Consider the following 15,870-nt stretch of genomic DNA (forward strand, 5'->3'; position numbering starts at 1 on the left):
CAAATACTTAGGCGATGTGTTTCATAATCTATGCCAAACAGCGTGAGAGTACCGTGTTGGAAGGACACATGATGGTAGATCATGTGCACATGCTAATTTCTATCCCACCGAAGTACTCGGTGTCCCAAGTGACAAGGTTTTATTAAAGGCAAGAGTGCGATTCATACGCCCTTGACTTTTGATGGGCGAACTCGCAATTTCACCGGCCAGAAGCTTTTGGGCACGCCGGCTTTTTGTATCAACAGTTGGCCGGGATGAAGAAGTGATCCGCAAGTATATTAAGAAGCAGGAAGCAGAAGAGCAAAGGTTGGATCAGCTTAAGCTGCTATAGTCGCCTTTAGGCGGCCCCAGCTTTTAAGACCGCTTTGAGCGGTTCACAATTCAAGCCCCCGGCTTTGCCGGGGGTATATGACTCACCAGCTCAGCAGCCCGACATGTGCCCGAAACGCTGAAAAAGCGTAGGCACACGTTTACCATTTTATGTATATCTTTTTGAAAAAGAGCTGATTGAACATCCTTCGTGTCTGAGGGGAAGCTTCCATGTATGCCTTGTAGCAATTAGGAGCCATTTTTATCGTAAGTTCGATAACTTCTTCGACCTCTTCATTCTTGGCTGTTAGCGCATCTAGTCTGGCTTCGACCGTTGATACTCTGAGCTGATTCGACTCTGCTCTTCTTTTAAAATCTCTACCGGAATTGCTTCAGCCATATAAGCTTCCAAGTGATCTGGCTTGGATGGAATAGCCTTCTCGTTCATTGGTTTCGGCTTGTTCTTTTGTTGAAAACTCTAAGGTAGATGAGGCAGTCCATATTAGTCCTCTTTATGTGAAAGTGAAACTATCCCAGCCGGTAAAACGGATTCAATTTCTTTAGCATATTCGCTTGCAAAGTCGATAACCGTAAGCGCTTCTTTTTCTGAAATGAGTCCCTTTTGCCTGTAAACGGTGGCATTTCTTTTCTTGCGCATTTTCTGAAGCCTTCTTATCATCGGCTGTCTTTCCTTAGGCACAGTATGTTCAAGGAAGATGAAGGTGTTTACATGCTTATTTTCGCCACGGGGCCGATACCCAAGCTGGTTCATCCAGGCAAGGGTAAGTTGCAAAATTGCATTGTATGCAATAGCAAACGCCCAATCAAGGTCAGAATTGATAAGGTTCTTGGCCGTATTGATATCTCGCCTTGCGACCTTTAATAGATCGGCAATCTCTTCATCTGAGACTGTTACCGGCTCTATAATTCTAGCTTTGAGCAATTCGTCGTAGCTCATCCTCACCGCCTATGAGAAATATCTTATTATTCTTTAAAACATCCATAACAAAGGAATTATTTTTGGCGACACGCTCTTTCCACTCTTTGGGGTCAAAAACGGTGTAATTGACCTCTCGAATAAGTTCATGTTCGGCAGCGGTAACAACATCTGATAAGGCATCCATATCGGGATCACCGATTACCATAAGGTCGATATCCGATTTGGCATCTTCAAGGTTTTTAGCTACTGAGCCGTAGATAAAAGCAACATCGATATGACCTATTTTATCGAGGGCTTCTTTTAAGCGGTCAGCTAAACCAACCGTCTTAAAAATAATGCCTTTTAATTCAGGGTAAAGAGGGAAGCTTTTATCAACCCAATAAAACTTAATATTGCCCTCGCGCTCACTCTTCAGAAGGCCGATTAATTCAAACTTCTTTAGCTCCGTTTGGAGCGCCGAAGGCGGAACACCAAGCCGCTCGATGAGGTTCTTAAAGTAGAACCTCGCGTCGGGGTGGGTGAGAAAAAGCGTTAACAGTTTTACTCTTGTTTTTGATGTGATTAATGTTGATAGCATAGTTATTTCCTATTACCTAGTTTTAGTATATATCGGTATCAATTTATGGTAACACGATAACTATTTAAGTCAATAGTTTTGTAATTCTGCCAATTTACCCCTTGTACGCTTGAAGCAGTTTAAGTCGGAATTTGGTAAACCTCTCGGTTATGCTGTATTCCTCAACCAAGTTTAGGATTGCTGTTTGCATGATTTTATCAAGAAGTTAAATAGCTGATTGATTAAGTACTATTTAAATTCATTAGCTGTACTATAATCGTAGTTATTTTATAGTAATCGCAGCTCAGCGACACATTTTGCCAGCTTCTTTAGCGAATCGGAGTTTGAATAATGTCCACCACAGACGACCCATTAATGGTTTAAGAAAATGCATTTCGTAAACCTTTGTTGCTGATTAAACGCCATGCGCTCACAACATCCCCCGGTTCTGGTGCGAACGCGTTTGCGGCCGATTAGGCATCATAATTACCCTCTTCTTCCAGTAACCGGTCGACCAGGTGGTCGACGATTCTTCGGTCGCGTCTGCCCAGTTCCTTTATCCGTGAGGCCAGCGTGGTTATCTCCGAGTCTTCTTTGGAGGCCGCCAATAGCCCGGCCTCTTTGAGCAATTGTTCCGAAGTCGTGCCGAGCGCGCCCGCTATTTTATCGAGCGTCGTTAGCTTTGGCGTTCGGTCTTTTATCTCTATATCGGCGATGGTGCCGCTCGAGACTCCGGCTTTCGCCGCCAGGTCTTCCTGCGATACGCCTCGCCTGGTTCTAGTTCTTTTGATAACATTTCCGACACCCATATAGTCATTATAGTGGTTAGTTCCTCAAATTTTTAATAAATTCCAAAGATAACCTTGCTTTATTGAGGGTATTAATATATATTAAATATGGCGAGGATAGGCCGATGAGATTAATAGTAAAAACTAAAATCTTAATAGGGATACGAATCCGCAAAGGATTAAACCAAACGGAATTGGCGGCAAGAGCGGGCATTACCGGCGGTTTCATGTCGCAAATCGAGAGAGGAATTTATAGGCCAAGCCCGCGCACGGCGTACCGCATCGCGGAGGCTTTGGAGGTCGGCTTCGACGAGATTTTTTCGCTTGCCGACCCTCAAAATAATAAGGACAGCCGATAATTAATCGGCCGCCACAGAGAGATTTATTAAAACGACTCTACACATCGAGGAGTGGTCATCGGGTGGGGTTCATACGCAGCGGTATGGTAAACGTCGCTATCGCGGCGGTCAATCGATTTATGCGCGGGACGGCATCGGTCTCCACCATGGGTGAGCGGATGTTCTTGAAGCGAAAGATGCGCGAGGCGCGGGTTCGTAACGATGTGATAGTCGGTATCTTAAACCAACGTCAAATCGAACTCATCAAGGAACTGACGATGGCGGCGAGAAAGAACGAGCGCGACCAGGCGAAGATAGACGCCATATTGGCCGAGTTTCTCGATATCGCGGAAAAAATAGATGAACTGGCGGCGCCTTGACGGCAACCGGCATCGAGACATCGCGGCGGCGTTCGGCCTGGAACATGTCTATTCAATACCAACCTTTAACACTTGAAGCTTGTGTGCCAAAGCGCCTATAATGTTTTCGACAGGTAAACATAAGTTCAAAGACCGGCGGTGTTTTTAGTGATGGATATTTAAGGAGGGTTCAGTGGGTAAAGAGGATTATCTTCGCGTGCCGATAACGATGCCCGAGGAAATGTTTACGTTTCTTGAAGCCGTGAGTCTCAAATCGAAGGTCACCGGCGGCAGAAAGCTGGCGAACACGACAATCGTTAGAGCCTGTGTCATGGCCATGATGAATCTCGATGTCGACGTCAACGGCGTCAAAGACGAAGAGGAGCTAAAGGAACGCATACTACAAGCGCAACAATTATATGGTAAATCGAAGAAAAAATAGTATAATTTTTTGACGGATACTACAAATACGGCACTTGACACGATTGTAACCTGGTACTAGCTGAGTGTGCTCGATAAGCACACAATGGAGGGGTCTATGAACAGTTGCTGGGATATCAAAGGGTGCCCCGCGAGCCATTACATGGATTGCGCGGCATACAAGCAGCGGACGAGTTGCTGGAAGATAAAACAAGGTTGTTGTTGCAGTACGTACGAAATATGTGAAAAGTGCGTGATCTACAAAAATCATGTGCGCAAAGGGCAAGATCTAGAAGCGGAATAGTTCGAAGAACTGAACTTGGATAGTCGCAGACGGGAGTCGGGCCTTGTTTGCTATTGAGATAATAACGGACCTCGAGGATTTCAAGGCCCTCAAGGAAGAGTGGAACGCGCTCGCCGCCGAGGCGGGCATGTCGGTCTTTCAGACCTGGCAATGGTCTTGGCATTGGTGGCGGGAGAACGGTAAGGGGAAAAAGCTTCTCATCATAGCCGCGCGTGACGCTTCCGGGCTCGCGGCGCTGGCACCACTTTATATTACCTCCACATTTTTCGCTTTACCGTTAAAAATAGTCTCATTTATCGGCACCGAGGGTACCGATTACTTAGACGTTATCGCGGCGACGGCGCGCGATGACGCGGTTTCGGCTATCTTTAAAGAACTCCTTTCGCTCTCTATGTGGGACGCCGTCGACCTCCACCAGATTCCCCAATCGAGTCAGACCTGTGAGATAGTCCGGCTCGCGGTTGCGGATAATCTCAACGGCGAGGTATTGGCTCAGGACAAAAGCTATACTCGCGCGCTCGATTCTACCTGGGAAGTCTTTCTTGCCGGCTTAAGCAAGAAATTCCGCACGAATGTCCGGTATTATCGCCGGCGTCTGGAGCGGGATTACAGCCCGGTGATTCGACAGAGCGATTGTGAGAGTGTCACAGAGGACATGCGCCTCTTCTTCAAGCTTCACCGGAAGCGCTTTCTAAGCAAGAAGAAGCCCGGTGCTTATCTCAACCCTAAATTCAGGAGATTCCACTCCGAACTCGCGAGGGACCTTTGCGAGACGGGTTGGCTAAGGCTTTATATTCTCGAAGTGGACGGCAAGCCTGTCGCCGCGATGTACGGCTTTGCGTTTGGCGGCTCATTCTATTACTACCTCGGCGGTTTTGAGCCGGACTGGGGGAGCCTGAACGTCTCTACGATCCTAATCGCGCAATCGATAGAGGACGCAATCGGGGAGGGTTTGGCGCGCTACGATTTTCTAAGGGGTGACGAGCCTTACAAGCAGAAGTGGGGTGCCGTCGCCTCCGGCAATCGCCGGGTCATCATAGGTCGAGCCGGCACAAAGTCGGGCGTTGTCAAGAAGATGCTCGCCATGGAGAACGATGTCACTAAAAAGGCTAAAGAAATCATGGAAAAAGCATAGGAGCGCTCCCGCTACCGCCGTTTCTTGACATCGATCGCGACCACCATGTCTCTGCCGCCTTGTTTTGCCTCATAGAGCGCCTCATCGGCCAGGCTGACCAATTCGTGCGCCGTTACGGCGTCCTTTGGGTATGAGGCGAGCCCGATACTTATAGTCACGGGCGACCGCGATGGCGCCCCTTTCTCGACTTGATGCTTGGCCTCTAGTTTAATCGCCCTTCGCAAGCGCTCAGCGGCTTTTTGCGCCTGCCGTTTGTTCGATTCCGGCATGATGACGGCAAACTCGTCTCCACCATAGCGAACCGGTTGGTCGACGTCGCGAATGGTCCGCGCCATCACGAGTGAGACCTCACCGAGAAGGGCGTCGCCCGCCCCGCGCCCAAAGGTGTTATTATAGTCGTTTAAGCCGTCGATGTCTACGAGGAGTATCGAAAACGACCTGCGGTAGCGCTTTGAGCGCTTTAACTCTTCGTGCAATATCTCTTTGAAGGATTCGTAATTAAAGAAACCCGTCAAGCGGTCGCGGCGCGCTAGTTGCTTCAGCTCGCTCTCGAAGCTGTTGATATAGTGCCCGGTGATGATCGAGACGAGTTTGTCGAAAGGACGATTTATCCGCCTCTCAAGTTCATAGAATTCGGTGACGGCGAAGTTCTCATCGCAAAATCGCCATATAATCTCTCGGAGCAAATCGAGTTCTCTAAGCAATTCGGACGGCTTGTAGTCTTGTTGTTGTCGATTTGCGCCGAACTCCGCGGCGGCCTCGAAAATGACCCCTCCGGCCTCGAAATCCTCGATCCTCTCGGGTGATTCGATTACCTTGGAAATTCCGCGCAGCAAGCTCGGGATATTGTCGACAAGGATCGTCTCGGTGATTCGCTCCCTGAAAGTATTGTCATCGGCCGATTCCATGCGCTCCATCCAGCTCTCCACTATCACCCAGATGTGGTCTCTGAACTCCGCCGCGACCTCTCTTAGCGGCAAGAGTTGGTCGGCGTTCCACTTAAGGCTCTGCAAGCGACTCCCCTCTCCATCAATAGGCGCACTGCTCGTTTCTCTGATACCCATTTTTGCCTCGGGGGAAACGCCTGCCGGCATGGTAGGGCTTAATCGTTCGGCTCTCACCGAAGGCCGCTCTATTCTCGAACCCGAAGCTATTTATCATGTGGAATAGATTCAACTCTCAGCCCGATACGTGTAAAATAGTAGAGTGTTCGGTTTCGGTTGGCCCAGGCTCTACATCATTTTAAGATCGGCGCGGATAAAGACGCGCCAGTAGCAGTAATAGATAAGTTATCGGGGGCATATGCGCGGGCAGGTCATCAAGGGGCGTTACAGGATTGACAAACCCATAGGGCGCGGCGGCATGGCTACGGTCTACCGGGCGTTCGACACGGTGCTCAACCGTCCGGTGGCGGTAAAAATATTGCATCTCCGTTTTACGAACAACGGCCATTTTGTCGAGCGCTTCAAGAGGGAAGCCCATTCCGCTGCCGGCCTCATCCACCGGAATATCGCCACCATATACGATACCGGCTATACCGACGGCATCTACTATATCGTCATGGAATACGTACACGGAAAGACGCTCAAGGAACTGATCGATGAGCGCGCGCCGTTTTCCGCAAATACCATCGCCGATATCGCGCGCCAGGTAGTCGACGCACTCGCCCACGCGCATAGCAACGGTATTATTCACCGCGATATCAAGCCGCAAAACATATTGATAACCGCGGACAAAATCGTCAAGGTCAGCGATTTCGGAATCGCCCGGGCGCTCGCGATGCCCGGCCTCACACAGAACGGACGGGTGTTGGGAACCGCTCGCTATATCTCTCCCGAACAGGCGCGGGGCAAGCCGGCCGACCATCGTTCCGACCTCTACTCACTCGGTGTTATCCTCTACGAGATGGCCACGGGCGAACCGCCGTTCGCGGGGGACTCTTCCGTGGAGGTAGCCGGAAAACATGTCGCGGAGTTCCCCAAGCACGTGCGCGAGGTCAACCCGGAAATACCGATTGTGCTCGAGGTGATAATCGACAAACTCATGCGAAAAGAGCCAAGCGATAGGTATAAGTCGGCCGAGGCTCTCCTTGCGGATCTCGAATACTGGGACTCCAAGGAGACGCGCGACTTGATGCGCGCGGCGATTCCCAAACGTCTCGATCGTGCGAGGGCCCGGCGCGCCAAGAGAACGAGGCTTACCGGTTTCGCAAAGACGCTCATCGTCTTCGGTGCCTTTTCCTTTGCGGTCGTCGGCTATTATAGCGTAAGCGTTCAGGACCGGGCGGTGGTCGAGAAGGAGCCGACCGTGACGGTCGCGGCCGTCGAAGAGACCCGCGTCGAGACCGAGCGAATAGAAACACTCGTACCGGTGGAGGTCGTCGATTACGACCCCGGCGGCGACGGCGACGAGAACCCTTCGCTGGTAGCGCGAATCATCGACGGAGACGATTCGACCGGCTGGTCTACGGAGAGCTATCACACCGCCGATTTCGGCAAATTAAAAGACGGGATCGGGGTATATATAGACTTCGGCAAACGCGTCGAGATGAGAGAGATGACGATTGTTTCTTCGGGCGGCTGGAGCGGAGCCGTAAAGGCTTCCGACGACGTTCTCGACTGGACGACCGTCAAGGAAATCGAAGGCGCTCAGCGAGAGATCTCGGTCACAATGGATGAAACCTACCATCGGTATTACCTGATCTGGATAACGGATTTGCCGCCGGCCGGCCCGGGTAAATATCGCGGCAGTATCTTCGAGGTAAGGGCGCGGGGCAAAGTATACTAACAAGATGGAAGAACGCGTCTTTCGCGGGGTCTGCCCCGGCAAAGATTTTTATTTAGCAAAAGCCTTCTTCTTGCTATAATTATGACCAAGATTTGCCAAAAACGGAGGCGTTGGGCGAAAAGCCGCGCACGGGGAAGCATTCCGCCAAGGCGCAGCCCAATCGTGATGCTTATGGAGCAGACACTCATTTTAAACGCGAGTACCGAGCCCCTGACATTCGTACCGGTTAAGCGAGCGCTTATTCTTTTGCTCAAAGAAAAGGCGGAGATAGTCGAGACCCATGTAAGCAAGCGCATAAGAACCGAGAAGAAAGAGTTTCCCTACCCGCTGGTCATTCGGCTCGTACATTATGTGGAGATACCGCGCCGCTTCAGGGCGCTGGTAAGCAATGCGGTGCTCTTCGCGCGCGACCATCACACCTGCCAGTATTGCGGCAGGCATAAACACGATTTGAAAAAGAAAGAGCGGCTCACGCGCGAGCACGTCAAACCGATATCACGCGGTGGTGTCGATACCTGGGAGAACGTCACGACGGCCTGCTCGACATGTAACCACAAAAAGAGCGACAAGCTGCCGTACGAGGCGAGGATGTACCCGAAGACGACGCCGTTCGAGCCTCGCTATATCGCATTGGTCTTGTTGAGCGAATCGATAGATGAAAAACAGCGCCCCTATATCGAACCTTTTGTAAAGACGGTGTTTCGGACCTGCCGATAGCGGTCGGGATAGCAAAAATGGGAAGGTTGGAGAGGATAAGATATGGAACTCGAGCCGATTGGTGGAAGGATACGGGCACGCCTGGACGTCGTCAACAAAGGGCGTGAAATCGCGCTGCCCAAAGCGAGGCAGGTAATACGATTTTCGAGCGTGGCTATTAGAGCGATACATCGGGAAAGATTCGACGAGGCGCGAACCGGGCTCGACCAAGCTAAGGTTGCCCTGGTCGAAGCACAAAGGGCGCTCAAAGACTGCCCCGAAATTTACTACGCGGGCTTTTTGCAGGACGCGGAGAAAGAGTATAGTGAGGGTCGCGTGACGTTGGCGCTCGTCACCGGTGAGGAGCTTCCGACACCGGAAGCGCTCGAAATCGGCTTTCCGCCGTTTTTGTCGGGTCTGGGTGAGGCGATGGGAGAACTCCGCCGGCATATTCTCGATATCATTCGCAAAGGCAAACTCACCGAAGGCGAACGATTCTTGACTATGATGGACGATGTCTATTACTTCTTGATATCGTTCGACTACCCGGATGCTCTCACGCCCGGCCTGCGCCGAATCACCGACCTGGCCCGCTCGGTCATGGAGAAGACCAGGGGTGACCTTACGACTTCGATGCGCCAATATGAGCTGCACGACGCTTTGGCGCGAGTCGAAAATTCCTTCACGGCACGGACCGATTAGGGGGATATTAACTTCCATTCGTACAATAAAATTTTACCGCAACGGCCTTTTATCCTAACGCTCACTTTGCTATAATTTTTCTTGCTGTCCCAAGAAGTTCGTTAGGCAACCTTACCGGAAAAGTGGTTTCTGTGGTTGGTAAGAGTCCCGAAAGGCTTCTTGGGACCATTTTTTGGTTCATCAATCTCCGGCGAACAACTCTCGGTCACATTACGCTTGCTCGTCTTGGTATCCATAAGTTTACCAACACCTAAAATCGGGTAGCAAAGACTAAAATGGGAAGGAGGGGCCGGCGTGGCGGAGTTATTCGATTTTATCAGAAAAAGTCTGTTGTTGAGTGTGGGAGCGATTGCGTTTACAGCGGAAAAAGCCCAGGAGTTAGTCGATGAACTCGTCGAAAAAGGCGAAATCACGCGCGAACAGGGGCTCTCGATGATGAAAGACGTCGTCGAAAAGGGGAATCACGCGCGCAAAGAGCTGCGCCAAAACATCGAATCCGAGGTCAGAAAGGTTCTCGATCAAGCCGACATCCCTTCAAGGACCGATGTCAGAAACATCGAGGCCAAGCTCGACCGGCTCTTGCTGATGCAGAGGCGGCAGGCTTCACCGGACGAAGGGGCGGGAGAAGAGCCCGCCGAGGCGGTATAGGCAAACCCAAGCAAAACGGCGCGCGAGCGCCGTTTTGTCGATGCTCGATCCTATTGCTACACGAATTCTGTCGCAAACCGCATCGCTTGCGGTTTCCCATAGGCCTATTCGATAGTGCGCGATGCGGTTTGAAGGCGCGTTGTTTCATCCGACTATTGCCCGAATTACCGCCGCGCGGCATTAATTCGCCTTCAAGGGATAGATGGCCTTTACCGAGAATGATAGAGAGACGCGATTTCTTGAGTTCTTAAAAAAACTACCCTGAGCACTGGATTTGTCGTCGAGACAGCTTCATGGGCTCTGATGTTTTTTGAGTGTAGAATAAGCGCTCGCACAATAAGCGCCTATTACATATAATACCAATAGGGGCTCGGTCGGAGAACCTCTTTTCCGCCATATCGCGCGAGAAGAGAGCGCAGGCGAATACCGCCTGGTTGAGGTTGTGTCCGGGTCTGGTTTCGCGGGACAATGGAGGATAAATGGAGGATAAAACCAAGGGAGGCAGAACTCTCGTCGAGTCGATTCTCGACTTGTTTGAAGTTAGTTCGACCTATCTCAGGCAGCAGGTCAAACAAGTAGTCGATGAGAGCGTAGCCGGACCCATCGGGATAGCGGCCAAAAAAGCCGCTTTTATCATACTGGCCTTTACGCTCTTCTCTATCGCCGCGATCTTTATCTCCGTCGGGCTCTTTCTACTCCTTGCGACGCTCGTCGGCTATATCCTCGCATATTTGATCATCGGCGTAGTCCTCGTCATCTTCGGAGCGATTCTCGCGTGGCGGGCTATGGACAAAAAAACGCCAAAACTGCCGAAACGCAAGTAGGATTTCGGACATCCCATGGAGAAATAGAGTCGTTGGGAGGGGAGAGGCGAAGAGTCGCGTGTTGTCTTAACTAATCAATAAACTGCCAAGCGCGGTGATTCAGCCGGTTCCTGACAGATACGGCGCCAAATAAGATTCTTGTCGATACCGCTTCACGTTTTAGGCAGTGCCGTTAGCGGAACACGACTTGTTCTTAGCGCAAACGGGTAGAACAAAAGCGGATTATTTAAAATAGGAGGAGTAATAGTGTTCAAGACAAACAATGATTTAATGCTTCAAGCCAGGAAGGCCGGCTATGCCGTTGGTGCCTTTAACACCAACGATCTAGAGATCACGCAAGCGATCTTTAAAGCCGCCAAAGAAGAGAAATCCCCAATCATCCTGGCCGTCTCACCTTCGGCGATGAAGTACGCGGGTGCCCGCAATATCGTCGCTATGGCGAAAATCGCCACCGAAGAGACCGGAGTTCCGGTTGCGGTCCATCTCGACCACGGAACCGAGTTCGAGCACCTGGTCAGTGCGGTGCAGGCAGGCTTCTCATCGATTATGTACGATGGCTCGAAGCATCCTTACGAGGAAAATGTGAGGCTGACCAAGGAGGCGGTCAAGCTCGGGCACGCGGTCGGCATATCGGTCGAGGGCGAGCTTGGGAGGCTCGTCGGAACCGAAGACCACATCACGGTAAGTGAGCGCGAAGCCTCGATGACCGACCCTGAACAGGCGCTCGACTACGTGGAGCGGACCGGAATAGACGCGTTGGCCGTCTCAATCGGCAACGCGCACGGCTGGTACAAGGGTAAACCGGAACTCGATTTCAAGCGGCTCGAAGCGATAGGCAAGCTAGTCGGCGACAAAGCCTTACTCGTCTTGCACGGGGCATCGGGCATTCCGGATGAGGATATCCGCACGGCGGTTTCGCTGGGTGTAACAAAGATAAATATCGATACCGAGATTCGAGACGCGTTCAGACGCGGTGTCGAAGGGTTTATGAAAGCGAACCCCGATGTTATCGACCCGAGGAAATTCTTGAAACCGGCTATTGACGAGATGTATGAAATCGTCAGCGGAAAAATTAAACTTTTCGGCTCGTCGAACGCGGCGACCGACTATATCGCGGCAGTGACCGGGAGGGCTGTTTAATGAGAATAGGCATGTTGACCGGCGGTGGAGATTCGAGCGCTATCAATGCCGCCATACGCGCGGTTGTCCGCAGGGGCCTGGCCGGCGGACACCAGATTCTTGGTTTTAAGAACGGGTGGGCCGGTCCCATCAACGGTGATTACGTCGAAATGACCGCTGAGATGGTCTCCGGTATTTTGCCGAAGGGCGGAACGATTCTCGGCACGTCCCGCACCAATCCCTTCAAAATCGAGGGTGCGGTCGATAAAATGCGCGAGAACATGAAGCGCCTCGGCATCGAGGCGATGGTTTGCATAGGCGGAGACGACACCCTCGGCGTCGCGCACAAGCTCAACCACCTCGACGAGCCGGTTCCGGCGGTCGGTATCCCCCAGACCATCGACAACGACATCAACGGGACCGATTACGCGATAGGTTTCCAGACCGCGGTCACGGTCGCGACCGAAGCAATCGATAAGCTCCACACGACAGCCGAATCGCACCACCGCATTATGGTCGTCGAAGTGATGGGCCGGGATGCGGGACACGTCGCGCTCTACGCCGGACTTGCCGGCGGAGCCGATATCATACTCGTGCCCGAACATCGTTTCGACATGGACGCGATTATAGATAGGATAAAGAAACGCCGCCAGGGCGGTAAGACATTCAGCATAATAGTCGTCGCCGAGGGCGCTAGACCCGAAGGGCGCGAGCAGGTCGTGACGTCGGAGAAGACCGACGCGTTCGGTCATGTGAGGCTCGGCGGCGTCGCCGAGCACCTTGCGGATGTTATCGAGGAGAAGACCGGTCTCGAGACCAGGTCGATGAACCTCGGCCACCTCCAGCGAGGCGGCATGGCGACACCGTTCGACCGCGTTGTCGCGACCGAGTTCGGCATCGAAGCCATCGAGCTTGTCGAGAAGGGCGAATTCGACCGGATGACTTCGATCCGGCACGGACATGTGACATCCATCCCGTTGGCGGAAGCGCTCACCTTGAGGCCGATAGATGAGCGGGTCTTCGAGATGGCGCAGATATTCTTTTAGTCTTAAGAGGATAACAGCCGATAGAGGCTGTATGCGACCTAAAGCACCTTCCTTAAGTTAACCCGGCGGCTAAACATAGCACCGGGTTAACTCGTTCTTAAAATCGGCTATAAGTCTCAGGGATTTTGCGACTGGAGCGGTCGATATGACCGCTCTCAATACAAACATGTTCTTAACCTTTAGGTTAGCATCGGTGAAAATTTTGCGATATTCGCCATAACACCGCTGGTAAACGCCTATAGTTCTTAATGACACGAGCTTTATCCCTGTTTGCCGGTCGCGAAACGGGTATAAATAGTTTAGCTTCGGGACAGGGCGCAAGGCGATTACTTTAGGCTATTAATTGATATCGAGATATATGAGGAGGTGATAAGGATGACAGCACTTCGCAGATGGGACCCCTGGCGGGAGCTTTCCAGGGTTCAGGATGATTTGAGCAGCATGTTCGAGCGCGCTTTCGGTTCTGAAAGGAGAGAGCGGCTGATGCTTTCACACTGGATGCCCGATGTCGACATCTACGAGAAAGAGAACAAAATCTACATCAGGATGGATATTCCGGAGATCAAACCCGAGGACATCGATATTTCTGTTGTCGACAATACCATGAAGATAAAGGGCGAGCGCAAGATGACCGAGGAGGTCAAAGAGGAGAACTACTACCGGATGGAGCGCCGGTACGGTTCGTTCGAACGCCTCATAGAACTGCCGGTTTCGGTGAAGATGGATGATATCGAGGCTACCTACAAAAACGGCGTTCTCCATGTCGAGCTGCCCAAAGCCGAGGAGGCCAAGGCGAAAGAGATTAAAATCAAAGCCGCTTAGGGATTTTCGGTCGAAGGATTTGACCACCCCCGAAGAGAGCTAATAAACGGCGCCGCAGTCGGCAGCGGTCTTGAAAGACAGAACGGAGCCCTTGTTTTCTGGAGCGTTGAGCATTCAGGGCCGTTGCCGTTTTCCGGTCTCCTCGACCTCATAACCGCCCATCGCGGCAACCTGCTCTTTAAACTCGTCCGTTCCGATGATTTTCAGCATTAATTGAATTTTTTCGTCCTCCAGGTACTCGCTGGGTATTACGAGGTCGTAGCGTTCTTTTGTTACCGGGATGAAATCGAGCGACAGGGCGTTGGCGGCGGCTTTGATACCGAGGCCCGCGTCGGCCGCGCCCGAGGCGACGGCAATCGCCACGTTCATATGCGTGTACTCTTCGTTAAGGTAACCCGCGATAGCGCTTGCCTCGATGCCGGCTTTGCCGAGTTCGTAATCGAGCAGGATACGGGTGCCGGAACCGGCCTGGCGGTTGACGAAGACGATGTCGCCGCGCGCAAGGTCGCGAACGCTTTGAATGCCTTTCGGGTTGCCGCCGGCGACCATGAAACCCTGCCACCGGTGGACGAGCGTGACCACTTCAACCGGAATCGAGGGCAGGTAGCGTTGGATATAGGAATGATTGTATTCGCCGGTTTCGGTATCGAGCAGGTGTGAGCCGGCGAAATGCGCGGTCTGCTTTCTGAGCGCGATAAGGCCCCCCAGGCTTCCGACATTGCTCGACGAGACCTGCACTCTACCGCCGGTCTCTTCTTTCAGCATGCTTCCTATTAAATCGATGGTCATATCGTGGGAGCCGATAACGACCAGCCTTCCGTTGATCATCTCGCGCGAAGCGAGGAGTTCCGCCTCGGCCGCTTCTCCCTCGGATAAGCCGCCGGTCTCCTGTGGTATGCGGATAATCCCGTCGGCGCGCACGATCGATGAGAGAACCCCGGCGCCTCCGGCCAGCGGTGTGGCCGTGAGCGCGCCCCCGACGTCGCCGATTATCACCCGCACATGCTCTTCGAGGCCGAGTTTTGACGGTATCTTCCGCCCGACAGTGACGCCCACTTTCGCCAGCTCAGGCGGTTGCAGACCCTGGAGCATATAGAGTAGGGGTCGCACGAATTCCCTGAAAGCCACCGCCGCCGAGACCGGATATCCGGGAATGCCGATAACCGGCTTGCCTTCGACTTCGGCGAGTAACGCCGGTTTTCCAGGCATCACGGTAACGCCGTGGACAAGGAGACGACCCATTTTCTCCAGGAGCGGGGGAGTGAAATCCTCCGAACCCGCCGACGAGCCCGCTATCATCATCACTATATCGTATTCTTTTGAGAGCGCGTCTCTCAGGGTTGTTTCGAGCTTTCTCTCGATGTCGGATACGGGCGCGTGAATCTCCGCGGTCGCGCCGCACTCCTCGGCCATCGAAGCGAGCATCTGCCCGTCGACCTCGAGTATCGCGCCTTTGGGCAACGGGTCCGGCGCTTCTTCCGGAACGACTATTTCAGTCCCTGTGGGGATGATTAAGACCCGGGGTCCGCGGATTACTTCCATGGAAAGGACACCGGCGGCGAGCAAAGCCGCCTGGTCGTAGGCGCGAACGCGATGGCGCGCTGAGAGAATTATCTCTCCCTTGACCATATCTTCGCCCGCCTTGCGGACGTTTCGCCACGGATACGCCGACTCCCGGATTTCCCATCCGTCTTTCGTAGCCTCGACCTTTTCGATCATTATGACGGCGTCGGTCCCGTCGGGCATGGGGTCGCCTGTGTCGATTAAGACGGTATGGCCGCCTTTAGGGAGGGTGAGCGGCTTTTCAGGAAGCGCGCCAAAGGTCTCGGTAGCTTTGACCGCGATACCGTCCATAGCGGCCGCGTGATATGCCGGAACGGATTGCTTCGCGGTCACGGGTCGGGCCGACACGCGCCCCAATGCTTTTCGCACCGCAATCGTTTCGGACCCAAGGAGGATATCCTTAAAATTACCGAATAGAATCGCTCTCGCTTCAGCCAAGGGCTTCAGGTTGCGATATACTCTCTTCGCTCGCTCCATGGTAGTTCCTTTGTAATTATTTAGCACGCTCTTCCGC

Annotated in this window: 18 protein-coding genes; 13 read left to right on the forward strand and 5 right to left on the reverse strand. The window is 52.5% G+C overall.

Translation table 11 applies throughout. From position 1 onward, the window contains the following. The first annotated feature begins 53 nt into the window (after window positions 1-53). A complete protein-coding gene (locus KGZ93_06170) occupies window positions 54-146 on the forward strand; it encodes a transposase (GenBank protein MBS3909195.1) in 93 nt (30 codons plus the stop codon). A 665-nt stretch (window positions 147-811) separates the two neighbouring features. Here the strand turns inward: KGZ93_06170 and KGZ93_06175 are convergent. From KGZ93_06175 to KGZ93_06185, 3 genes are all read right to left on the reverse strand, one after another. Further along, the gene (locus KGZ93_06175; protein ID MBS3909196.1) at window positions 812-1,267 is read right to left on the reverse strand and encodes a hypothetical protein; all 456 of its coding nucleotides are present in this window, start codon (window positions 1,265-1,267) and stop codon (window positions 812-814) included. Further along, window positions 1,239-1,826: a nucleotidyltransferase domain-containing protein gene (locus tag KGZ93_06180; protein ID MBS3909197.1), complete on the reverse strand. Its 588-nt coding sequence runs from the start codon at window positions 1,824-1,826 to the stop codon at window positions 1,239-1,241. Before KGZ93_06180 ends, KGZ93_06175 begins: the two co-directional genes overlap by 29 nt. A 452-nt stretch (window positions 1,827-2,278) precedes the next feature. Then, window positions 2,279-2,614 carry a helix-turn-helix domain-containing protein gene (locus tag KGZ93_06185; protein MBS3909198.1) on the reverse strand — a complete coding sequence of 112 codons (336 nt, stop codon included), beginning with the start codon at window positions 2,612-2,614 and terminating at the stop codon, window positions 2,279-2,281. Between the two features lie 104 nt (window positions 2,615-2,718). Here KGZ93_06185 and KGZ93_06190 point away from each other — a divergent pair, with 104 nt between their 5' ends. The 4 genes from KGZ93_06190 to KGZ93_06205 all read left to right on the forward strand — a co-directional run bounded on the left by KGZ93_06190 (window position 2,719) and on the right by KGZ93_06205 (window position 5,149). Continuing rightward, window positions 2,719-2,952, forward strand: a complete 234-nt coding sequence (locus KGZ93_06190) for a helix-turn-helix transcriptional regulator (protein MBS3909199.1) — start codon at window positions 2,719-2,721, stop codon at window positions 2,950-2,952. A 62-nt stretch (window positions 2,953-3,014) separates the two neighbouring features. Then, window positions 3,015-3,311 carry a hypothetical protein gene (locus KGZ93_06195; protein MBS3909200.1) on the forward strand — a complete coding sequence of 99 codons (297 nt, stop codon included), beginning with the start codon at window positions 3,015-3,017 and terminating at the stop codon, window positions 3,309-3,311. Between the two features lie 172 nt (window positions 3,312-3,483). Beyond that, window positions 3,484-3,732 carry a hypothetical protein gene (locus KGZ93_06200; GenBank protein MBS3909201.1) on the forward strand — a complete coding sequence of 83 codons (249 nt, stop codon included), beginning with the start codon at window positions 3,484-3,486 and terminating at the stop codon, window positions 3,730-3,732. A 325-nt stretch (window positions 3,733-4,057) separates the two neighbouring features. Continuing rightward, window positions 4,058-5,149 (forward strand): GNAT family N-acetyltransferase, encoded by a 1,092-nt coding sequence (locus KGZ93_06205; GenBank protein ID MBS3909202.1) that lies wholly within the window; start codon window positions 4,058-4,060, stop codon window positions 5,147-5,149. Between the two features lie 11 nt (window positions 5,150-5,160). Here the strand turns inward: KGZ93_06205 and KGZ93_06210 are convergent, their stop codons facing one another. Next, complete coding sequence (locus tag KGZ93_06210) at window positions 5,161-6,213, reverse strand: diguanylate cyclase (protein ID MBS3909203.1); 1,053 nt, start codon at window positions 6,211-6,213, stop codon at window positions 5,161-5,163. A gap of 238 nt (window positions 6,214-6,451) precedes the next feature. Here KGZ93_06210 and KGZ93_06215 point away from each other — a divergent pair, with 238 nt between their 5' ends. The 8 genes from KGZ93_06215 (at window position 6,452) to KGZ93_06250 (ending at window position 13,793) form a co-directional block, all read left to right on the forward strand. After that, entirely contained in the window at window positions 6,452-7,936 is a 1,485-nt protein-coding gene (locus KGZ93_06215; GenBank protein ID MBS3909204.1) for a protein kinase, read from the forward strand. Window positions 7,937-8,101: 165 nt separating this feature from the next. After that, window positions 8,102-8,653, forward strand: coding sequence for an HNH endonuclease (locus KGZ93_06220; protein ID MBS3909205.1), 552 nt, complete (start codon window positions 8,102-8,104; stop codon window positions 8,651-8,653). A gap of 42 nt (window positions 8,654-8,695) precedes the next feature. After that, window positions 8,696-9,334: a haloacid dehalogenase gene (locus tag KGZ93_06225; protein MBS3909206.1), complete on the forward strand. Its 639-nt coding sequence runs from the start codon at window positions 8,696-8,698 to the stop codon at window positions 9,332-9,334. A 294-nt stretch (window positions 9,335-9,628) separates the two neighbouring features. Beyond that, on the forward strand, window positions 9,629-9,982 hold the full coding sequence (locus KGZ93_06230; GenBank protein MBS3909207.1) for a hypothetical protein: 354 nt from the start codon (window positions 9,629-9,631) through the stop codon (window positions 9,980-9,982). A gap of 479 nt (window positions 9,983-10,461) precedes the next feature. After that, the gene (locus KGZ93_06235; protein MBS3909208.1) at window positions 10,462-10,806 is read left to right on the forward strand and encodes a phage holin family protein; all 345 of its coding nucleotides are present in this window, start codon (window positions 10,462-10,464) and stop codon (window positions 10,804-10,806) included. 243 nt (window positions 10,807-11,049) lie between these two features. Then, on the forward strand, window positions 11,050-11,946 hold the full coding sequence (gene fba, locus KGZ93_06240) for a class II fructose-1,6-bisphosphate aldolase (protein ID MBS3909209.1): 897 nt from the start codon (window positions 11,050-11,052) through the stop codon (window positions 11,944-11,946). Next, window positions 11,946-12,971, forward strand: coding sequence for a 6-phosphofructokinase (locus tag KGZ93_06245; protein MBS3909210.1), 1,026 nt, complete (start codon window positions 11,946-11,948; stop codon window positions 12,969-12,971). The genes fba and KGZ93_06245 overlap by 1 nt, the downstream gene beginning before the upstream one ends. Before the next feature lie 375 nt (window positions 12,972-13,346). Continuing rightward, window positions 13,347-13,793 carry an Hsp20/alpha crystallin family protein gene (locus KGZ93_06250; GenBank protein ID MBS3909211.1) on the forward strand — a complete coding sequence of 149 codons (447 nt, stop codon included), beginning with the start codon at window positions 13,347-13,349 and terminating at the stop codon, window positions 13,791-13,793. Between the two features lie 114 nt (window positions 13,794-13,907). On the opposite strand, the gene KGZ93_06255 is transcribed toward KGZ93_06250, so the two are convergent. Then, window positions 13,908-15,833 (reverse strand): molybdopterin biosynthesis protein, encoded by a 1,926-nt coding sequence (locus tag KGZ93_06255; protein ID MBS3909212.1) that lies wholly within the window; start codon window positions 15,831-15,833, stop codon window positions 13,908-13,910. Between the last annotated feature and the right edge of the window lie 37 nt (window positions 15,834-15,870).

The sequence above is a fragment of the Actinomycetota bacterium genome (assembly GCA_018333515.1).
In the GTDB taxonomy this organism is placed as follows: Bacteria; Actinomycetota; Aquicultoria; order Aquicultorales; family Aquicultoraceae; genus Aquicultor.

What these genes read in the sequence shown, in the direction of transcription:
- KGZ93_06175 (MBS3909196.1), bottom strand. Translation starts at nt 1,267, where the DNA reads ATGAGCTACGACGAATTGCTCAAAGCTAGAATTATAGAGCCGGTAACA.
- KGZ93_06180 (MBS3909197.1), bottom strand. Translation starts at nt 1,826, where the DNA reads ATGCTATCAACATTAATCACATCAAAAACAAGAGTAAAACTGTTAACG.
- KGZ93_06185 (MBS3909198.1), bottom strand. Translation starts at nt 2,614, where the DNA reads ATGGGTGTCGGAAATGTTATCAAAAGAACTAGAACCAGGCGAGGCGTA.
- KGZ93_06190 (MBS3909199.1), top strand. Translation starts at nt 2,719, where the DNA reads ATGAGATTAATAGTAAAAACTAAAATCTTAATAGGGATACGAATCCGC.
- KGZ93_06210 (MBS3909203.1), bottom strand. Translation starts at nt 6,213, where the DNA reads ATGGGTATCAGAGAAACGAGCAGTGCGCCTATTGATGGAGAGGGGAGT.
- KGZ93_06215 (MBS3909204.1), top strand. Translation starts at nt 6,452, where the DNA reads ATGCGCGGGCAGGTCATCAAGGGGCGTTACAGGATTGACAAACCCATA.
- KGZ93_06220 (MBS3909205.1), top strand. Translation starts at nt 8,102, where the DNA reads ATGCTTATGGAGCAGACACTCATTTTAAACGCGAGTACCGAGCCCCTG.
- KGZ93_06225 (MBS3909206.1), top strand. Translation starts at nt 8,696, where the DNA reads ATGGAACTCGAGCCGATTGGTGGAAGGATACGGGCACGCCTGGACGTC.
- KGZ93_06235 (MBS3909208.1), top strand. Translation starts at nt 10,462, where the DNA reads ATGGAGGATAAAACCAAGGGAGGCAGAACTCTCGTCGAGTCGATTCTC.
- KGZ93_06245 (MBS3909210.1), top strand. Translation starts at nt 11,946, where the DNA reads ATGAGAATAGGCATGTTGACCGGCGGTGGAGATTCGAGCGCTATCAAT.
- KGZ93_06250 (MBS3909211.1), top strand. Translation starts at nt 13,347, where the DNA reads ATGACAGCACTTCGCAGATGGGACCCCTGGCGGGAGCTTTCCAGGGTT.
- KGZ93_06255 (MBS3909212.1), bottom strand. Translation starts at nt 15,833, where the DNA reads ATGGAGCGAGCGAAGAGAGTATATCGCAACCTGAAGCCCTTGGCTGAA.